Consider the following 18,249-nt stretch of genomic DNA (forward strand, 5'->3'; position numbering starts at 1 on the left):
CGATGAGCACCCTGATGACCCCAATCAGCTGGCAGCAGTGCGACGCCGCACAGCAGCAGGCGCTGCTGCAGCGTCCGGCCATTGCCGCTTCTGCCACCGTCAGCGCCACCGTGCAGAACGTGCTGGCGGAAGTGAAATCGCGCGGCGACGCGGCACTGCGCGACTTCAGCGCGCAGTTTGATAAGGCGCAGGTCAGCCAGCTGCGCGTCTCTGCGGCAGAGATGCAGGCCGCCAGCGCACGCCTGAGCGACGAGCTTAAACAGGCGATGGCGGTTGCCGTGCGCAATATTGAGACCTTCCACAACGCCCAGATTCTGGCCACGGTGGATGTCGAAACGCAGCCCGGCGTGCGCTGTCAGCAGATTACGCGGCCGGTGCAGTCGGTAGGCCTCTATATTCCGGGCGGCTCTGCGCCGCTCTTTTCCACCGTGCTGATGCTGGCAACGCCGGCGCGCATCGCTGGCTGCGGCCGCGTAGTGCTCTGCTCGCCGCCACCGGTTGCCGATGAAATTCTCTATGCCGCACAGCTGTGCGGCGTGCAGGAGGTGTTTCAGGTCGGCGGCGCGCAGGCGATTGCTGCTCTGGCTTTCGGCACCGAATCGGTGCCGAAAGTGGACAAAATCTTTGGCCCGGGCAACGCCTGGGTGACGGAAGCGAAGCGTCAGGTCAGCCAGCGGCTCGACGGCGCGGCTATCGATATGCCTGCCGGCCCCTCTGAAGTACTGGTGATCGCTGATGAAGGGGCGACGCCCGCGTTTGTCGCCTCTGACCTGCTGTCGCAGGCGGAACACGGTCCTGACTCTCAGGTGATCCTGCTGACGCCGTCGCAGAGGCTGGCCGAAGAGGTGGCACAGGCCGTTGAGGCGCAGCTGGCCGCACTGCCGCGCGCCGCCACCGCGCGTCAGGCGCTGGCGAGCAGCCGCCTGATCGTGGCGCAGGATCTGGCGCAGTGCGTGGCGATTTCAAACCAGTATGGTCCGGAGCACCTGATCATTCAGACGCGCCAGCCGCGCGATCTGGTCGATGCTATCACCAGTGCCGGTTCGGTATTTCTCGGCGACTGGTCACCGGAATCTGCCGGTGACTACGCCTCGGGCACTAACCACGTCCTGCCAACCTATGGCTATACCGCCACCAGTTCCAGCCTCGGACTGGCAGATTTCCAGAAGCGGATGACGGTGCAGGAACTGACGCCGCAGGGCTTTATGAACCTGGCCGCCACCATTGAAACCCTGGCCGCCGCCGAGCAGCTTGATGCGCACAAAAACGCCGTTACCCTGCGCGTTGCCGCCCTGAAGGAGCAAGCATGAGCACTGAAATTGAAACGTTAGCGCGTGCTAACGTCCGCGCCCTGACGCCCTACCAGTCAGCGCGTCGCCTGGGTGGCAACGGAGATGTCTGGCTGAACGCTAACGAATTTCCGCTGCCGGTGCCGTTTGAGCTGTCACAGCAGACGCTGAATCGCTATCCGGAGTGCCAGCCGCGGCTGGTGATTGAGCGCTATGCCGCCTACGCCGGTTTAACCCCGGAGCAGGTTCTGGTCAGCCGCGGCGCTGATGAGGGCATCGAGTTGCTGATGCGCGCGTTCTGCGAGCCGGGCAAAGATGCCATTCTGTTCTGTCCGCCGACATATGGTATGTACAGCGTCAGCGCCGAAACCATCGGTATTGAGTACCGTACCGTGCCGGCGCTGGACAACTGGCAGCTTAACCTGCCGGCCATTGCCGGTAAGCTCGATGGCGTAAAAGTGGTTTACCTCTGCAGCCCGAACAATCCGACCGGTAACCTGATCAATCAGGATGATATCCGGGCGCTGCTGGACATGACCGCCGGTAAAGCGCTGGTGGTAGCAGACGAGGCGTATATTGAGTTCTGCCCGGCCGCAACGCTTGCGGCGTGGCTGCAGGCGTATCCGCATCTGGTGATCCTGCGCACGCTCTCAAAGGCGTTCGCGCTGGCGGGTCTGCGCTGCGGTTTCACCCTGGCTAACAAGCCGGTTATCGATCTGCTGATGAAGGTGATCGCACCTTATCCGCTGGCCACGCCGGTCGCTGACGTTGCGGCGCAGGCGCTGAGCGAGGCGGGCATTGCGCTGATGCGTCAGCATGTCGCTGAACTCAACGCGAACCGCGCATGGCTGTATGAACAGCTTCCGCAGCTGCCCGTGGTGGAGCAGGTGTTTCCGAGCGAGACCAACTACATTCTCGCGCGCTTCACCGACTCGCCAGCCGTGTTTAAATCGCTGTGGGATCGGGGCATTATTCTGCGTGACCAGAACAAAAATCCCGGTCTTGCCGGATGCCTGCGCATCTCAATTGGTACCCGAACCGAGTGCGAGCGCCTGATCGCCGCGCTGCAAGCCTTTTCCGTGGAGCAAGCATGAGCCAGAAGATCCTTTTTATTGACCGTGACGGCACGCTGATTGCCGAGCCGCCGTCTGACTTTCAGGTAGATCGCCTGGATAAGCTGGCGCTGGAGAAAGATGTGATCCCCGCGCTGCTGGCGCTGCAGGAAGCGGGCTACCAGCTGGTGATGATCACCAATCAGGATGGTCTGGGTACCGAAAGCTTCCCGCAGGCCGATTTCGATGCGCCGCATACGCTGATGATGCAGATCTTTACCTCGCAGGGAATCAACTTCAGCGATGTGCTGATCTGCCCTCACCTGCCCGCCGATAACTGCGACTGCCGTAAACCCAAAACCCGGCTGGTTGAGGCGTGGCTGGCAGAGGGCGCGCTGGATAAAACCAGCAGCTATGTGATTGGCGACCGTCAGACCGATCTGCAGCTGGCGGAAAACATGGGCATTCAGGGCCTGCGCTACGGCGCCGAAGGCGAGAGCTGGGCCTCCATTCAGGCGCAGCTCACCAAACGCGACCGCTATGCGCTGGTCAACCGCAACACCAAAGAGACGCAGATCAAAGTGGAAGTGTGGCTCGACCGTGAAGGCGGCAGCAAAATCAACACCGGCGTCGGCTTTTTTGACCACATGCTGGACCAGATCGCGGTACACGGCGGCTTTCGCATGAATATCGACGTCAAAGGCGACCTCTATATTGACGATCACCACACGGTGGAGGATACCGGCCTGGCGCTGGGCGAAGCGCTGCTCAGGGCGCTGGGCGACAAGCGCGGCATTGGCCGTTTCGGCTTTGTGCTGCCGATGGATGAGTGTCTGGCGCGCTGCGCGCTCGATATCTCCGGCCGGCCGCATCTTGAATACAAAGCGGAGTTCAGCTACCAGCGCGTAGGCGATCTCAGCACTGAGATGGTCGAGCACTTCTTCCGCTCGCTCTCCTACGCCATGATGAGCACGCTGCACCTGAAAACCAAAGGCCGTAACGATCACCACCGCGTGGAGAGTTTGTTCAAAGCCTTTGGCCGCACGCTGCGCCAGGCGATCCGCGTCGAGGGGAATACCCTGCCGAGCTCAAAAGGAGTGCTGTGATGAACGTGGTCATTCTCGACACCGGCTGCGCCAACCTCTCGTCGGTCAGATGGGCGATTGAGCGCCTCGGCTATACGCCTGAAGTGAGCCGCGATGCCGATGTGGTACTGCGCGCCGATAAACTGCTGCTGCCGGGCGTCGGCACCGCACAGGCGGCGATGAACCAGCTGGCAGAGCGCGAGCTGATTGATCTGATCAAAGCCTGTACGCAGCCGGTGCTGGGGATCTGCCTCGGTATGCAGCTGCTGGGACGCGGCAGCGATGAGAATGGCGGCATCAGCACGCTGGGTATCGTTGATGAGCCGGTGGCGCTGATGGATACGCAGGGCCTGCCGCTGCCGCACATGGGCTGGAATCAGATCACCGCCAAAGCGGGACACCATCTGTTCCGCGATATTCCGGATGGCAGCTACTTCTACTTTGTGCACAGCTACGCGATGCCGGTTAACGCCGCCACGATTGCGCAGTGTGACTACGGCCTGCCTTTTACCGCCGCACTGCAGAAAGATAACTTCTTTGGCGTGCAGTTTCACCCCGAGCGCTCCGGCAAAGCGGGCGCGCAGCTGCTGAAAAACTTTCTGGAGATGTAATGATTATCCCCGCGTTAGATTTGATTGATGGCAAGGTGGTGCGCCTGCATCAGGGTGACTACGGTCAGCAGCGCGACTACGGCAGCGATCCGCTGCCGCGCCTGCAGGAGTATGAACGCCAGGGCGCCGGTGTGCTGCACCTGGTGGATTTGACCGGTGCAAAAGATCCGGCTAAGCGCCAGATCCCGCTGCTGACCACGCTGCTGCGCGGCGTCAGCGTACCGGTGCAGGTTGGCGGCGGCATTCGCCAGCGTGATGATGTGGCCGCCCTGCTTGCCGCCGGGGCCACGCGCGTGGTGGTCGGCTCAACGGCAGTCAAACAGCCGGAAGAAGTGAAAAGCTGGTTCAGCGAATTCGGTGCCGACGCCATCGTGCTGGCGCTGGATGTGCGCATCGACGCGGCTAACCGTAAAGAAGTGGCGATCAGCGGCTGGCAGGAAGCGGCGGGCGTTACGCTGGAAGAGGTGATTAGCTGGTATCAGCCGGTGGGCCTGAAGCATGTGCTCTGCACTGACATTTCACGCGACGGCACGCTGAGCGGCTCTAACGTAGCGCTGTATAAAGAGGTGTCTGCTGCTTTTCCGGACATCGCCTTTCAGAGTTCCGGCGGCATCGGCTCGCTGGCGGATATCGCCGCGCTGCGCGGCAGCGGTGCGCAGGGTGTGATCGTCGGTCGTGCCCTGCTGGAAGATAAATTTACGGTAGCGGAGGCGATTTCATGCTGGCAAAACGGATAATCCCCTGTCTGGACGTGCGTGACGGACAGGTTGTAAAAGGCGTGCAGTTCCGCAATCACGAAATCATCGGCGACATTGTGCCGCTGGCGCAGCGCTACGCGCAGGAAGGGGCCGACGAGCTGGTGTTTTATGACATCACCGCCTCATCGGATGGCCGCGTGGTCGACAAAAGCTGGGTCTCCCGCGTAGCGGAAGTGATCGACATTCCGTTCTGCGTCGCGGGCGGCATCAGAAGCGAGGAGGATGCCGCGCGCATTCTGCAGTTTGGCGCTGACAAAATATCTGTCAACTCCCCGGCGCTGGCCGATCCGACGCTGATCACCCGTCTCGCCGACCGTTTTGGCGTGCAGTGCATAGTAGTGGGTATCGATACCTGGTTTGATGAGGCGAGCGGTAAATATCACGTTAACCAGTATACCGGTGATGAAGCGCGTACCCGGGTAACGCAGTGGGAAACCCTTGACTGGGTGCGGGAAGTGCAGAAGCTCGGCGCGGGCGAGATCGTGCTGAATATGATGAATCAGGATGGCGTACGTAACGGCTACGATCTGGTTCAGCTGCAGAAGGTCCGCGAAGTGTGCAACGTGCCGCTAATCGCGTCCGGCGGTGCCGGCACCATGCCGCACTTCCTTGACGCCTTTACGCAGGCAAACGTTGATGGTGCCCTGGCGGCGTCGGTGTTTCATAAGCAGATTATTAATATCAGTGAGCTGAAAAACTTTCTGATCGACAACGGTGTGGAGATTCGCGCGTGTTAACAGCAGACCAACTGGCCCGCCTGGACTGGGTCAAAACCGCGGGCATGATGCCCGTTATCGTGCAGCACAACGTCTCCGGCGAAGTGCTGATGCACGGTTATATGAATGAGGCGGCGCTGGAAAAAACGCTGGCGGAAGGCAACGTCACCTTTTTCTCGCGCACCAAAGAGCGGCTCTGGACCAAAGGCGAATCCTCCGGCCACTTTCTGCAAGTGGTGAGCATTACGCCAGACTGTGATAACGATACGCTGCTGGTGCTGGCGAACCCCATCGGACCGACGTGCCATCTTGGCACCTCCAGCTGCTTCTCGCCTGCCGCCCCGGAGTGGACGTTCCTCTATCAACTGGAGCAGCTGCTGGCGTCGCGGAAAGATGCCGATCCTGCCAGCTCCTATACCGCCAGCCTCTACGCCAGCGGCACCAAGCGTATTGCGCAGAAGGTTGGCGAAGAGGGCGTGGAGACCGCGCTGGCGGCCACGGTGAACGATCGTCATGAACTGACCAACGAAGCCTCCGACCTGCTCTATCACCTGATGGTGCTGCTGCAGGACCAGGATCTGGATTTAAGCGCGATCGTTAACAATTTGCGCGTCCGTCATAAGTAACCAATTGTGCAACATGCTGCTCAAAATTAGTAACCAGGAATTATTGTGAGCAGCATTCTTCTCAAAAAAAGTAAATCCAGCTAATATTGAGCAATATATTGCTCAAAGAGGGCTGGTTATGCTGACCTTACAACTTTGCCTTGACGGAGTCTGGCATGATGCTGCCATGCTCAATGTTAAAGCCCCCCAGCCTGGTCGTGGCAGCGAAGCATTACTGGCTTATGACTTTACCTATGCAATAGTACAACTGGCATCTGATTGCACAACGTCTGAACTATCTGGTCTCTGAGAAAAGGTTACTGGAGGCGCTACGTATACTAGCGAAAAAGCTGACTGGTCTTAAGGTGCGCCTGGCGCAACGCGGTGTGCCTGCGTCAATTCTCGAAATGCCCGGCGTTGGCTTCAATTTTCTGGATGAGCGCATCGCAGGGTGGAAATTATGATGAAAACCATGACGCCGTTTGAACGTGAAGCGTTATTCCTGGCGTTATTACGTCAGTCGATTGAAGAAAAAGCCAGCCACGGCAAGTTACTTATGCAACTCCGCAAACAGGTGCTGGGATTTTCACAGGATCGCTATGCGGCGCTGGCTGGCATCAGCCGGCGTACCCTGTCAGATATCGAACAGGATAAAGAGAGCGTAACCCTGAATGTGCTGAATCGCGCTTTCAGGCCGCTGGGGCTGGAAATGGGTTTGTTGCCACAACAATCTCACATGCGGCAAACGCTGATTGCGCTGCTGGCTCAACAGGGCGCATCCCATGACCACCCATGAAAAACTTATCGCCCTGCTCGACCAGCACGGCGCTCAATATCGCCTGCTGGAGCATGCAGCGAACGGGAAGTGTGAAGCAGTGGCGGCTTTGCGAGGTACAGAGGTGGGCCAGGGTGCGAAAGCGCTGGTGTGCCATGTCAAAGGTAACGGTATCAAGCAATATGTACTGGCGGTGCTGCCGGCCGATCGGCAGGCGGACCTGAGTAAAGTGGCGGCTGCGGTGGGTGGACGTCGTGCCTCGCTGGCCTCCCCGGCAGAAGTGGATGCCCTGACCGCCTGTGTATTTGGGGCGATTCCACCGTTTAGCTTTCATGAAGATTTACGGCTGGTAGTCGATCCGCTGTTGTTTGAACGCTATGGCGAAATCGCGTTTAATGCCGGAGTGCTGGAGAGATCCGTAGTGCTGAATATTAACGATTACCAGCGGCTGCATAATGGTAACGTGATGAAAATAATCCTCTAATTGCCATCCGCCACCGCGGGGGGTACTCTCGGAATACCCGCTTTTACAACAGAAGAACCCGTTTATGGCACACTCCCGTTTTACCGCGCGTCTGCGCAATACCGCAGCGCTGGCGCTGCTGGCTGGCTGCGCTTTTGGCGCGCAGGCAAAGATTGATCAGGTGCGTTTCGCGGTTGATCCGACCTATCCGCCGTTTGAGTCCAAAACCCCGCAGGGCAAGCTGGTGGGGTTTGATATCGATCTGGGCAACGCGCTGTGCGCGCAGATGCAGGCCAAATGCGTCTGGGTGGAAAGCCAGTTTGACGGCATGATCCCGGCGCTGAAGGCGCGCAAGTTTGACGCTATCCTCTCCGATATGGGCGTGACCGAAGAGCGCCTGAAGCAGATCGACTTTACCGAACCGATGTATGACACGCACGTGCAGCTGATAGCGCGTAAAGGCTCCGGCCTGCTGCCGACCGCAGAGTCGCTGAAGGGCAAAAGCGTGGGCGTGGAACAGGGTACGGTGCAGGAGCGTTATGCGCGCGCTAAATGGCAGCCGCACGGCGTCAATGTGGTGCCGTATGGCGACCAGGCTCAGGTGGAAAGCGACCTCATCTCCGGCCGTCTGGACGCGGTGTTTACCGACGCTGCGCAGGCGGCTATCGGTTTTCTGAAACATCCACAGGGGAAAGATTTTGCGCTGGCCGGCCCGATTGTGCAGGACCCGCTGATTGGCCCTGGCACCGCTATCGGCCTGCGTAAAGGCGACACTGAACTCAAAGCGGCGCTCAACGGCGCGTTTGATGAGCTGAAGAAAAACGGCACATTTGACACTATCCAGAAGCGCTACTTCGCGACAGATATCTCTGTCCAGCCGTGAATCTCCGGCGGCGCGTTTGCCGCCGCTTTTTTAACGGAACTATACTCTGTTCAGTCACCTTAACAGGCATGCGCGCTACTGCAGCCTCAGAAACAGGACACCGGCCGCCCTATGCAACAACAACATCATCCATTACTGAGCGCCTCGCTGGGCACCCAGCGAGAGATAGTCAGCTTTCATTTCGGTACCGACTCGCAAAAGCGCGTCTATATTCAGGCCGCCCTGCATGGCGATGAGCTGCCAGGTATGGCGGTTGCCTGGTATCTTAAACAGAAGCTGCTGGCGCTGGAGTCCGCCGGCAAGCTGAAAGCGAAAATCACGCTGGTCCCGGTAGCCAATCCGCTGGCGCTGGGTCAGCACTGGCACGGCACGCATCTGGGGCGTTTTCATACTCTCTCTGGCCAGGATTTTAACCGGCGCTTTCCGGCGCTGGGTGAGAAGCTGGCCGCTGAACTGGCGGGGTCTTTGACGCAGAGTGAATATGAAAACAGACGCCTGATCCGCGATGCCATCGACCTTTACTACCGCGATCAGATAGCCAGAACCGAGCTGGAGTCGCAGCGCTATACCCTGATGCGTATGGCAAGTCAGGCCGATCTGATGATCGACCTGCACTGCGACTGGGATGCGCTGCCGCATCTCTATACAACGCCTCACGCCTGGTCTGAAGTGGAACCGCTGGCGCGCTGGCTCGGCAGTGAGGTGCAGCTGCTGGCGCAGATTTCCGGCGGTGAGCCGTTCGACGAAGCGTGCTGCGAACCCTGGCTGACGCTGGCAAAACGCTTTGGCGATGACTACCCGATGCCGCGCGGTCTGCTGCCGGTGACGCTGGAGCTGCGCGGCGTCGCCGATGTCTCTGCGGAACAGGCGGAAAAAGATGCCGATGCAATCATTAATGCGCTCACCGAAAGCGGCTATATCAGCGGCGATCCGGGCGTCTCTCCTGCCCTGCGCCATCCGCCCACGCCGCTGGCGGGCTGTGAATATATTCATGCGCCCTACTCCGGCCTGCTGCTGAACCGGCGTAAGCTGGGTGAGTGGATTAAACCGGGGGAAGTGGTGGCAGAAGTGATCGATCCGGTCAGCGACCACATTACGCCGCTGGTTGCTGAGTATGGCGGCGTGCTCTACGCCAGAAACCTGACCAAATTTGTCACGTCCGGAATGCTGGCGGTGCGGCTGGCGGGGGAAAGTGCGGGACGCAGCGGTGAGCTGCTGGTGATGTGACGGCATAAAAAAACCGGCTCAGGGGCCGGTTTTTTTATTTTAGTGACGACTGCGGTAGTTGCTGACGATGCTGCGGCCAACCACGATAGCCGAACCCAGCACGCCGCCCAGGATCAGGGCTAACAATACGGTAAGGGTCTTTTTCGGACTGTCGCGGCGAATCGGCAGGTCAGCTTCAGCGATATAGCGGAACGACTGCAGGTTGTCTGCCTTGATGGTGACGTGCGTAATAGAGAGCAGCGCGCGCTCGGCACTGTAATAGTCATCATCAAAATCGAGCGGCTTGGTCGCTTCATTGGTTACCATCGCCCGTAACGGTTCACTGCCCAGCAGATAGAGCGTGTCATCAGAGAGATACTCTGCCTGACTCAGCTGTGATTTTGCGAGGCCGGCCGCTTCCGCCACCTTCAGCGCCTGATTAATCACATCAAGACGATGCTGTTTTTTGTTAATGGCGATCTGCTTGTGCGCATCCAGAATTTCTTTCAGCTCTTTGGCTTTTACGCCCAGGCTATGTTTTAGATCCTGACCATAATCGCTGACGACTTCATTATTTACAGTCGTAAGATACTTTTTCAGCTGCGCCTGCGCTTCTTTTGCGCTCTGCGCGACAAAAGAGATAGTCAGCGCATCATTACTGCCTTTATTCACCTGGTTGATTTTTAATGTTTCAGGCTCTTCCTGATTTGCCAGGGCGCCAGCGAGCGCATTCATTGAGGCGCTAAAGCGGCCAAATAGCTGGTTTTGCAGATCGGTAACTGACGGTTTTTCCTGGATGTTTTGCGCATAAAGCACGCTCAGCGTGGCGTTATAGCTGGCAACCTGTCCCGCTGAAGGCTGCGTAACAATGGCCTCAGACGTCCATTTTTCCTTCGCCACGCTTAAATAGACAATGCTTAACAACATCGTCACTACCATCGTCACAATAATTATCCATTTGCCTTTCCACAGCTGGACAATTATGTCGAGCAAATCTATTTCATCATTATTGTTTGAAGCCAGAACGCCCGGATCGTTATTCAGTCCGGGCTTATTGTTTGCATTCATAAATTCATTACTCGCCAATCATTATCAGCATAAAAAAACACCTCCCGGACGGGAGGTGTTAAGGATAGTTACTCTAACCACTCGGTGTGGAATACACCTTCTTTATCGGTACGCTTGTAGGTATGCGCACCAAAGTAGTCGCGCTGCGCCTGAATCAGGTTAGCAGGCAGCACCGCTGAACGGTAGCTGTCATAGTACGCGATAGCTGCGGAGAAGGTCGGGGTCGGGATGCCGTTCTGTACTGCATAAGCCACTACATCGCGTAGCGCCTGCTGATACTGGTCAGCGATATCTTTGAAGTATGGCGCTAACAGCAGGTTGGCGATATTGGCATCGGCAGCATAGGCGTCAGTAATTTTCTGCAGGAACTGTGCACGAATGATGCAGCCGGCACGGAAAATTTTCGCGATTTCACCATACTGCAGATCCCAGCTGTACTGCTCTGATGCCGCACGCAGCTGTGAGAAGCCCTGCGCATAGGAGACAATTTTGCCCAGGTAGAGTGCGCGACGCACTTTCTCAACGAACTCCGCTTTATCACCGCTTACTGCCTGCGCCTGTGGACCGCTCAGGACTTTGGAGGCAGCAACGCGCTGCGTTTTCAGTGAAGAGAGGTAGCGGGCAAATACAGATTCAGTGATCAGCGACAGCGGCTCACCCAGATCCAGCGAGCTCTGACTGGTCCACTTACCGGTGCCTTTGTTTGCTGCTTCATCCAGAATCACATCAACCAGGTAGTTACCCTCTTCATCTTTCTTGGTGAAGATATCTTTGGTGATGTCAATCAGGTAGCTGCTCAGCTCGCCGTTGTTCCAGTCGGTGAAGGTTTCAGCCAGCTCTTCATTGCTCAGACCCAGCGCACCTTTCAGCAGCGCATAAGCTTCAGCAATCAGCTGCATATCGCCATATTCGATACCGTTATGCACCATCTTCACATAGTGACCAGCGCCGTTCGGGCCGATATATGCTACGCAGGCGTCGCCATCTTCTGCACGGGCAGCAATCTTATCGAAGATAGGAGCAACCAGTTCATACGCTTCTTTCTGACCGCCAGGCATGATAGAAGGACCTTTCAGCGCGCCCTCTTCACCGCCGGAGACGCCGGTACCGATGAAGTTAAAGCCCTGCTCGCTGAGCTCCTGATTACGACGGATGGTGTCTTTGTAGAAGGTGTTACCGCCATCAATCAGAATGTCGCCTTTATCCAGATGTGGCGTCAGCGATGCGATAGTTTTATCTGTCGCTTCACCCGCCTGCACCATCAGCAGAATACGACGCGGTTTTTCCAGCGACTCAACAAACTCTTCTACGGTGTAAAACGGAGCAAGTTTCTTACCCGGATTCTCAGCAATGACTTCATCGGTCTTTTCGCGTGAGCGGTTGAAGATAGAAACGGTGTAACCACGGCTTTCGATGTTGAGAGCCAGGTTACGGCCCATTACTGCCATCCCTACTACGCCGATCTGTTGCTTAGACATTTTGACTCCTTAAGTCTTAATGAATAGTTTTAATTCTTAAAAACTATTCGATACACGCTAAATCAATATATCATATACGAACACAGAAATTATACACTTACTATTTATTAGCTTCTGAAACCAGACACTTCCATTTATCGAAAATTGGATCCAAATTAAAATCAGCCGATCTGATTTTAGACAATGAAGAATACTCAACTCTTAAAGGCTTACTTTGCATCAACTGCTCTAATTTTAATTGGTAGCCTTTAATATCATTATCTTGTATCAAAACCCCGTACTTACCATTTTCTAAAATCTCTCCCGGACCTGTGGGGCAATCAAATGATATACATGGTAAACCACATTCCATTGCTTCAGTGAGGACCATGCCAAAACCTTCAAATCTCGAGCTAAAGGCAAAGATAGAATAATCAGGATATATTTTTTCCAGATTATCAACACTACCCATCAGCTTGACGTTTTCAAGGCCATAGCTTTGAATTTTATCTTCAAGCTCATTTTTATAATTGCCAACCCCATAAATATGCAATTGCCATCCCGCAACGTTTTTATTGGCTTGGCTAAATATATCAATAAGCCGGTCAAAACCTTTTTGATATTCTAATCTTCCAACAGCAATAATTTTCTTCTCATCAAGAGATGTGCATTTTTCTGCGGTAAAACTTAGCGGGTTAGGTAAAAAGCAAACATTATCAAGATATTTTGAGAATAATAACACGTCATTTTTATTAACACATACGACTTTTTTAAACTTCCTATAAATAAAATTTCTTATTAGTTGCACCTTTTTCCCATAATAAGAATAATGAACATGCTCTATGACAACGCAATTACGAAAAAACGCAAAAGGATATAATAAAAAAGCAAGAGGGAACGTATTAATGATAAACACGCCCTCTTTATATTTCAGCATATTACGATACAAGCGGAATAATGATTTGATATGAGAAAAAAATCTGGTAAGACTCTTTGGCTTACCTGAATATGGCTTATTATTTATAAAGCTTAAATTTACCCCCGCATCGAGAGTATAATTTATAACATTATTAGTATTATACAGAGAAACTATATTAACTTCGAAATCATCTTTAGAAAATTTATTTGCGAGTAGGGAATTGACTCGTTCAATCCCACCAATAAAAGTAACATCGGCAATCAAAAGTGTAACTTTTTTATTCATTATTTTCTGCCTCTGTATTTACGCTGTTTCATCAATCCGTTTACTATGTAGCAACATAAATAATAAACGCGCTTAAAGTAGTTTGATTCGAATCTCGACAAGACCTTCCACTGACGAAATATCTCTTTAAATTTATTAGCAGAAATAGATTTTTCAGAAATTCTGTATGTAGCGAGCACTTCATTAACATTGTAAGCACATACTTTTTTGTTTTGTAGTAAGTTTAGCCACAAGTAATAATCTTCTTTAGCTGTATTAGGAAAAAGCACTTCCTGGAAAAATTTTTTATCCAGCATTACTGTTAAGCATCCAATAGAGCATGTTTTTAACAGATCATTATAGCTAATTTTAGCGGGAGCTAAAAAACATCCTTTTACCCTTCCATCAACGAGAACATTATAGTTGCAAAAAGAAAAATGACACTGCCTGGCAATCATAAAAGATAACTGTCGCTTTAGTTTATTTTTATGCCATAAGTCATCACTATCTAAAAAAGAAACAAATCTTCCAGCAGTTTTCTCAAGACAAGAATTTCTTGCGCCGGCAGCTCCCTTAGCAAATGAATTTTCAATTAATTTTATTCTGGAATCTTTAAATGAATTGACTATACTTTTCGTATTATCAGTTGATGAATCATCACAAATTAACAGCTCCCAATGAGTATAGCTTTGTTCAATAACAGATTGTATAGAATCCATTATGGTTTTCTCAGCATTAAATGCTGGCATTACTATTGAAATCAATTCATTTTTCATATTTTACTGGAATATAGTTTGGTAAGGGGAGATACCAATGCCGCCTTCGTCGTTATTTATACTTACCTGAACAGTGCGTATATAAAACGCAGTTAATAATATAATTACAAATAAAACAAACGACTGCTTAATCACTTTGCTTTTAAAGCCGGATAAAATATAAGGTCCCACCATAAAGCTTACAAAGATAAAAACATCAGCAACGCGACTAAAAATATGTATATTGATTGATATTAAATTAGCTCCGACTGCAGCCAGACTTAGCCAACTTAATATATTATTTTTCTTATAGCTTATTTGCAATCGCTTTGCAAAAAAGAGGTAGCATGCTGGCAGGAAAGTTTTTATAAAAACACCTACTCCGCTTCCTAGTTCAGGCTTTTCTATAAAATAGCTAGTTAAATAAAAACCATATTTAGATTGTTGTATAAATGGTATGTTTAAAATATTAATTATTTCATTAGATAGTATGAATGAGCATACTAAAAGAGGAAGTGCAAGCTTTAAACTAACTCTTATACCCATTATAGATACGAGGTATACAGGAAGCATTAGCAACATAGAAACATGGAAAAAACTAGCAATTATAATAGTTAAAAAGCATATGGTTTTTTTTCCATCTACATATTGGGTTACTCCCCAAGCTATTATAGCAACTCCAATTGCCTGTCTGATTAAGGACATTGAAGGCAAGTAAAAAAGGCAAACAAAAATATAAAATGCGAAGAAAGCATTTTCTTTTTTTATTGCCATAAAACTGAATAACAAAATTATAAAGCTTGTTATTACCATGACCCATTGTGGGCTAGCATTAAGATACATTACGATAAAATTAATTATGTAGTAACCGTATTCAGTCGCTACATAACCGAGCCTAACGGACTCAACCATCCTTATGTATCTATAATAATCTGTACCGACACCATATCTGACGGCTGCAGGAACCCACAAAATGAGAAATATGATAAGGAGAAAAAAAAATGAAAACTCACTTTTCGAATTTTGATAGCAAAAAGCAAAAACTGCTGAGAAAAGCAATACCAATATATATATAGAGTAGGTTTCTAACATTCATCAACCATTATTTCTCAAACTTCGATTTATGAGGAAGTTTTTTGGAAAAGACAGAATCCAAACCTTTAGTAATTAATTCAAAGTTGTTTACATCACCATCATTTATCACTATCAGCTTAAGCTTTTTATTATTGATTGCTTTTTCAAACTGTTCTAGGCTATGAGTACTTATATCCATATAAACAGAATCTAACAATGTATTTTTAACTATAAAAGAACCATTTACTAATTGCCAATATCTAAATAAATATTGATTTACATCACCTAAGCTTCTAAATCTTGAAGCGTTTGTTCGCTTTAGTAATCCTTCTTCAGCTTCCCATACTTCTTTGAAAGTTTTTTTAACATATGGCGCGGGTAGGTGGGTATCTTTAATACCAACAAAACTTGGCCACATTAACAAACATAAAGTTCTTAATAAATTCGCACCGTAACGAACATTAATCCATTTAAAGAAGTTATTTTTCAAAACCTGATTTTTTTTAAAATTTTTGTTAATTGCTTCTAGGTTATTTAAAATAATATGAGATAAACCACCGGGAGTAACAGCATTAAGTATAGCACAATCTTTCGGACGCCCTTTTTCGAAGAAATAATCTTCTTCTATTTTATTAATTATAAAAAAATCGTCATTGAAATATACAAAATGCTCACTTAACCCATCAATAAGATGAAGATTGTTTTCGATAACATGCGAATTGAAAGTTGGCAGATACTTTTTATCAATGTAATCCTCATGCTTGACGATATTCAACTTCTCATGGCTTTTATTTAACCATTCTGGCAAATGACCATACGTTACAAAGTGAATTTTCCTTACCCAAGGAGCAAATTCCTCTACTCCTCTAAACCAATACTTTAGTAATTGATTGTCTCTGTATCTTAAAATTCTAGCATCTGCACTTTCATTATCATTCACATAGCTTTTAAAATCATGTTGCCATCGTTCATCATCAGCATTAACCCATGTGATAACAAAATCTATTCCTTCTTCCAGATTATTCATATTGCCTTCTGATATATTTAAGTAGTGTGTAAGCCATTATCGTTACTAAAATAAACTCAGTTATTATAACCGATGCCAACATGCCGATTAGACCATACTGTATGGTAAGGAGAGGAGTATATAAGCAATGTAAAACAGCCCCAAGGCAATATATTTTCAGCAAACTCTTTTCTTTACCAACCGTAATTAATCCCCATTGCGCGATGACAATTGAAACAGACACTATGAAAATTAAAACTGAGCTCCACTTAAATAGCGTACCAGAATAAGAAAACCTTTCTCCAAAATATAAAATTGCAACATCTTTCCCTGCAAAAAAAACCACTAGAGAAATAGCAAAGGAAAATAAAATGAACATCCCGCCATATTTTTTAAGCTTTTCTCCTATGGGTTTACTATCTTTATTTATTCGCGGGAATATAACTTGCTGAATCGGAATAAATAAAGCCTGAACTGCACCCCGAAGCCGGTCAGCAGCTGAATAAATCGCTACTGAGCGCGCATCGTAAAAATGCCCGACCAGTATTACATTAAAAGTCGTATAAAAGCTAATGGCTATTTGAGAGATAAATATATGCGACCCTGACTTTAATTCAATCAAGCTATGCCTGAGAGAAAAACCTGTATATTTTACCAACTTTCTTTTACTTATTATGCAAAGACTAATTAAGCCCATAGAAAAATATGCCAGAGAAAAAGCTAGTGCGGCATACTCAATATCATCAGGCCCTTTCACAGCAAAGATTAGCATTAAAAAGGATATCACTTTTGACAAAATTGATATCCAGGTAATACCTCGCATTAATTCCATCCCCTGAAATAGATAAAGAGGAAATGAAACACTGCCTACAACAGCCAGAAAAAGGATAAAGCATACTGTTTTAATATGTTGATACATTGGTACAAACATTACTATCACGATTAATGAAATAAAACATAAACTTAAAAGAACAAGTTTTGCATTAATTGTATTTGTAAATGTTTTGCTAAGCTCATCGTGGCTTGATGCTTGTGCTATTTTCTTAGTAGAACTTAAGTTGAACCCGTAATCAGTAATAATTATAAAATACTGGATTAATGCCTGCCCTAAAATCAAATGACCATATGGAACTTCACCTAGCGTTCTTACTAAATATGGAAGCGTAACCAAGGGGAATAAATAATTAACCCCTTGGACTAAAAAAAGATAAAACAAATTCTTTTTCATTTTAGATATTTACTTAAAATTTTAAGCGCTTCTTCTCCATTTATGCTGTCTGGCTCAACAATATTCCCTTCCGCCCACTCATTCCAAGACTTTAAAAAAACATATTCTTGTTTATTATTAAAAATCATTGCCGCTCGCACATTTTCTTCAAAGGTAACCATATTAAAATTGTCATAAAACACGCCCAGCTTACCATGGCGGATGGTTGTATCCCAACCAGAAAAAATTATTGGTATTTCTTTATCTGTAGATGGCGTACGATTCCATAGTGGAATTATCATCTTTTTATAATCATATTTAATTGGCCCTAAAAAGGAAAGTCGATGTTTTCGAACAAGCTTTTCAACCACGCGCTGCAAAAAATTCCTATTTTTATACATTACCCTTGAGTCAAGGCAAGCGTTTAACTTTTCAGCATGTTGATCATCAGTTTTTGTAAAATCGCCAATAAAATACACTCCATCAAATCCATTTTTTTTAGCTAACTCTTGCCAACAGTCAATAAAAATATTTAGATCAGGTATTTTTTGAGGATCAAATATAGTAACAACAGGTCTATTATTATCTTTTAAATAGTACTCATTTTTAAAATGAGGTAACGCATAAGAAAAAAAATCCTGATAATCTTTTTCACCTAAATATTTTTGCTCTTTCAGCAAAATACCTTTAGTTTTATTAAACCAACTATGATTAGCCCATCCTATGCAATATTTAACTTTAATACTATCTTTTAATATATTTTCTAATGGCTTCTGAAGTATGGTTTCCCCTTCTCCAAACCAGTATGTCCAGATACAGAAAGCCTCTACACCACTTTTGCTAGCTAGCTCATACTGTTGCTCCATTACTTTACTATTATCCAATGAATAGTATCCCAATGGCTCAACTGGCTTTTTTATCTCCTGGTTTTTAAAGTAAGTCTTAGCTTTTTTTAACGCCGTCCACTCTGTAAAACCAGGCCCCCACCATTCATTATTTTCTTTTATTTCGTGAAATTGCGGGAGATAATAAGCAATTATTTTTTTATTTGACATC

At 48.9% G+C, this 18,249-nt stretch carries 19 protein-coding genes; 11 read left to right on the forward strand and 8 right to left on the reverse strand.

Features of this window, described 5'->3' with window-relative positions; all coding sequences use genetic code 11:
* Window positions 1-2: 2 nt before the first annotated feature.
* The 11 genes from hisD to DBY66_RS07405 all read left to right on the forward strand — a co-directional run bounded on the left by hisD (window position 3) and on the right by DBY66_RS07405 (window position 9,464).
* Complete coding sequence (gene hisD / locus DBY66_RS07355) at window positions 3-1,310, forward strand: histidinol dehydrogenase (RefSeq protein ID WP_108569549.1); 1,308 nt, start codon at window positions 3-5, stop codon at window positions 1,308-1,310.
* A complete protein-coding gene (gene hisC, locus DBY66_RS07360) occupies window positions 1,307-2,383 on the forward strand; it encodes a histidinol-phosphate transaminase (RefSeq protein ID WP_108569548.1) in 1,077 nt (358 codons plus the stop codon). The genes hisD and hisC overlap by 4 nt, the downstream gene beginning before the upstream one ends.
* Window positions 2,380-3,447, forward strand: coding sequence for a bifunctional histidinol-phosphatase/imidazoleglycerol-phosphate dehydratase HisB (gene hisB, locus DBY66_RS07365; protein WP_039385309.1), 1,068 nt, complete (start codon window positions 2,380-2,382; stop codon window positions 3,445-3,447). The genes hisC and hisB overlap by 4 nt, the downstream gene beginning before the upstream one ends.
* Window positions 3,447-4,037 carry an imidazole glycerol phosphate synthase subunit HisH gene (gene hisH / locus DBY66_RS07370; RefSeq protein ID WP_039385312.1) on the forward strand — a complete coding sequence of 197 codons (591 nt, stop codon included), beginning with the start codon at window positions 3,447-3,449 and terminating at the stop codon, window positions 4,035-4,037. The genes hisB and hisH overlap by 1 nt, the downstream gene beginning before the upstream one ends.
* Entirely contained in the window at window positions 4,037-4,774 is a 738-nt protein-coding gene (gene hisA / locus DBY66_RS07375) for a 1-(5-phosphoribosyl)-5-[(5-phosphoribosylamino)methylideneamino]imidazole-4-carboxamide isomerase (protein WP_039385314.1), read from the forward strand. The genes hisH and hisA overlap by 1 nt, the downstream gene beginning before the upstream one ends.
* Window positions 4,756-5,532 (forward strand): imidazole glycerol phosphate synthase subunit HisF, encoded by a 777-nt coding sequence (gene hisF / locus DBY66_RS07380; protein WP_108569547.1) that lies wholly within the window; start codon window positions 4,756-4,758, stop codon window positions 5,530-5,532. Before hisA ends, hisF begins: the two co-directional genes overlap by 19 nt.
* Window positions 5,526-6,137: a bifunctional phosphoribosyl-AMP cyclohydrolase/phosphoribosyl-ATP diphosphatase HisIE gene (gene hisIE / locus DBY66_RS07385; protein ID WP_071667989.1), complete on the forward strand. Its 612-nt coding sequence runs from the start codon at window positions 5,526-5,528 to the stop codon at window positions 6,135-6,137. The genes hisF and hisIE overlap by 7 nt, the downstream gene beginning before the upstream one ends.
* A 439-nt stretch (window positions 6,138-6,576) precedes the next feature.
* A complete protein-coding gene (locus tag DBY66_RS07390) occupies window positions 6,577-6,912 on the forward strand; it encodes a helix-turn-helix domain-containing protein (protein WP_039385326.1) in 336 nt (111 codons plus the stop codon).
* Window positions 6,899-7,375 carry a YbaK/prolyl-tRNA synthetase associated domain-containing protein gene (locus DBY66_RS07395; protein WP_039385330.1) on the forward strand — a complete coding sequence of 159 codons (477 nt, stop codon included), beginning with the start codon at window positions 6,899-6,901 and terminating at the stop codon, window positions 7,373-7,375. The genes DBY66_RS07390 and DBY66_RS07395 overlap by 14 nt, the downstream gene beginning before the upstream one ends.
* 64 nt (window positions 7,376-7,439) lie before the next feature.
* Window positions 7,440-8,237 (forward strand): ABC transporter substrate-binding protein, encoded by a 798-nt coding sequence (locus DBY66_RS07400; protein WP_039385333.1) that lies wholly within the window; start codon window positions 7,440-7,442, stop codon window positions 8,235-8,237.
* A gap of 111 nt (window positions 8,238-8,348) precedes the next feature.
* Window positions 8,349-9,464, forward strand: a complete 1,116-nt coding sequence (locus DBY66_RS07405; protein WP_039385336.1) for a succinylglutamate desuccinylase/aspartoacylase family protein — start codon at window positions 8,349-8,351, stop codon at window positions 9,462-9,464.
* A gap of 39 nt (window positions 9,465-9,503) precedes the next feature.
* On the opposite strand, the gene wzzB is transcribed toward DBY66_RS07405, so the two are convergent.
* The 8 genes from wzzB to DBY66_RS07445 all read right to left on the reverse strand — a co-directional run bounded on the left by wzzB (window position 9,504) and on the right by DBY66_RS07445 (window position 18,248).
* Window positions 9,504-10,511: an LPS O-antigen chain length determinant protein WzzB gene (wzzB, locus tag DBY66_RS07410; RefSeq protein ID WP_108569546.1), complete on the reverse strand. Its 1,008-nt coding sequence runs from the start codon at window positions 10,509-10,511 to the stop codon at window positions 9,504-9,506.
* A gap of 68 nt (window positions 10,512-10,579) precedes the next feature.
* Window positions 10,580-11,989, reverse strand: coding sequence for an NADP-dependent phosphogluconate dehydrogenase (gene gndA, locus DBY66_RS07415; RefSeq protein WP_039385340.1), 1,410 nt, complete (start codon window positions 11,987-11,989; stop codon window positions 10,580-10,582).
* Window positions 11,990-12,089: 100 nt separating this feature from the next.
* Window positions 12,090-13,172, reverse strand: a complete 1,083-nt coding sequence (locus DBY66_RS07420; RefSeq protein ID WP_108569545.1) for a glycosyltransferase family 4 protein — start codon at window positions 13,170-13,172, stop codon at window positions 12,090-12,092.
* The gene (locus DBY66_RS07425) at window positions 13,172-13,927 is read right to left on the reverse strand and encodes a glycosyltransferase family 2 protein (RefSeq protein ID WP_108569544.1); all 756 of its coding nucleotides are present in this window, start codon (window positions 13,925-13,927) and stop codon (window positions 13,172-13,174) included. The genes DBY66_RS07420 and DBY66_RS07425 overlap by 1 nt, the downstream gene beginning before the upstream one ends.
* A gap of 3 nt (window positions 13,928-13,930) precedes the next feature.
* On the reverse strand, window positions 13,931-14,998 hold the full coding sequence (locus DBY66_RS07430; RefSeq protein WP_108569543.1) for an EpsG family protein: 1,068 nt from the start codon (window positions 14,996-14,998) through the stop codon (window positions 13,931-13,933).
* A gap of 10 nt (window positions 14,999-15,008) precedes the next feature.
* Window positions 15,009-16,007, reverse strand: a complete 999-nt coding sequence (locus DBY66_RS07435) for a stealth conserved region 3 domain-containing protein (protein WP_108569542.1) — start codon at window positions 16,005-16,007, stop codon at window positions 15,009-15,011.
* A complete protein-coding gene (locus DBY66_RS07440; RefSeq protein WP_108569541.1) occupies window positions 16,000-17,214 on the reverse strand; it encodes a flippase in 1,215 nt (404 codons plus the stop codon). The genes DBY66_RS07435 and DBY66_RS07440 overlap by 8 nt, the downstream gene beginning before the upstream one ends.
* Window positions 17,211-18,248, reverse strand: a complete 1,038-nt coding sequence (locus DBY66_RS07445; RefSeq protein ID WP_108569540.1) for a glycoside hydrolase family 99-like domain-containing protein — start codon at window positions 18,246-18,248, stop codon at window positions 17,211-17,213. Before DBY66_RS07445 ends, DBY66_RS07440 begins: the two co-directional genes overlap by 4 nt.
* Between the last annotated feature and the right edge of the window lies 1 nt (window position 18,249).

This window comes from Pantoea sp. RIT413, assembly GCF_003057675.2.
Lineage (GTDB): Bacteria > Pseudomonadota > Gammaproteobacteria > Enterobacterales > Enterobacteriaceae > Pantoea > Pantoea eucrina.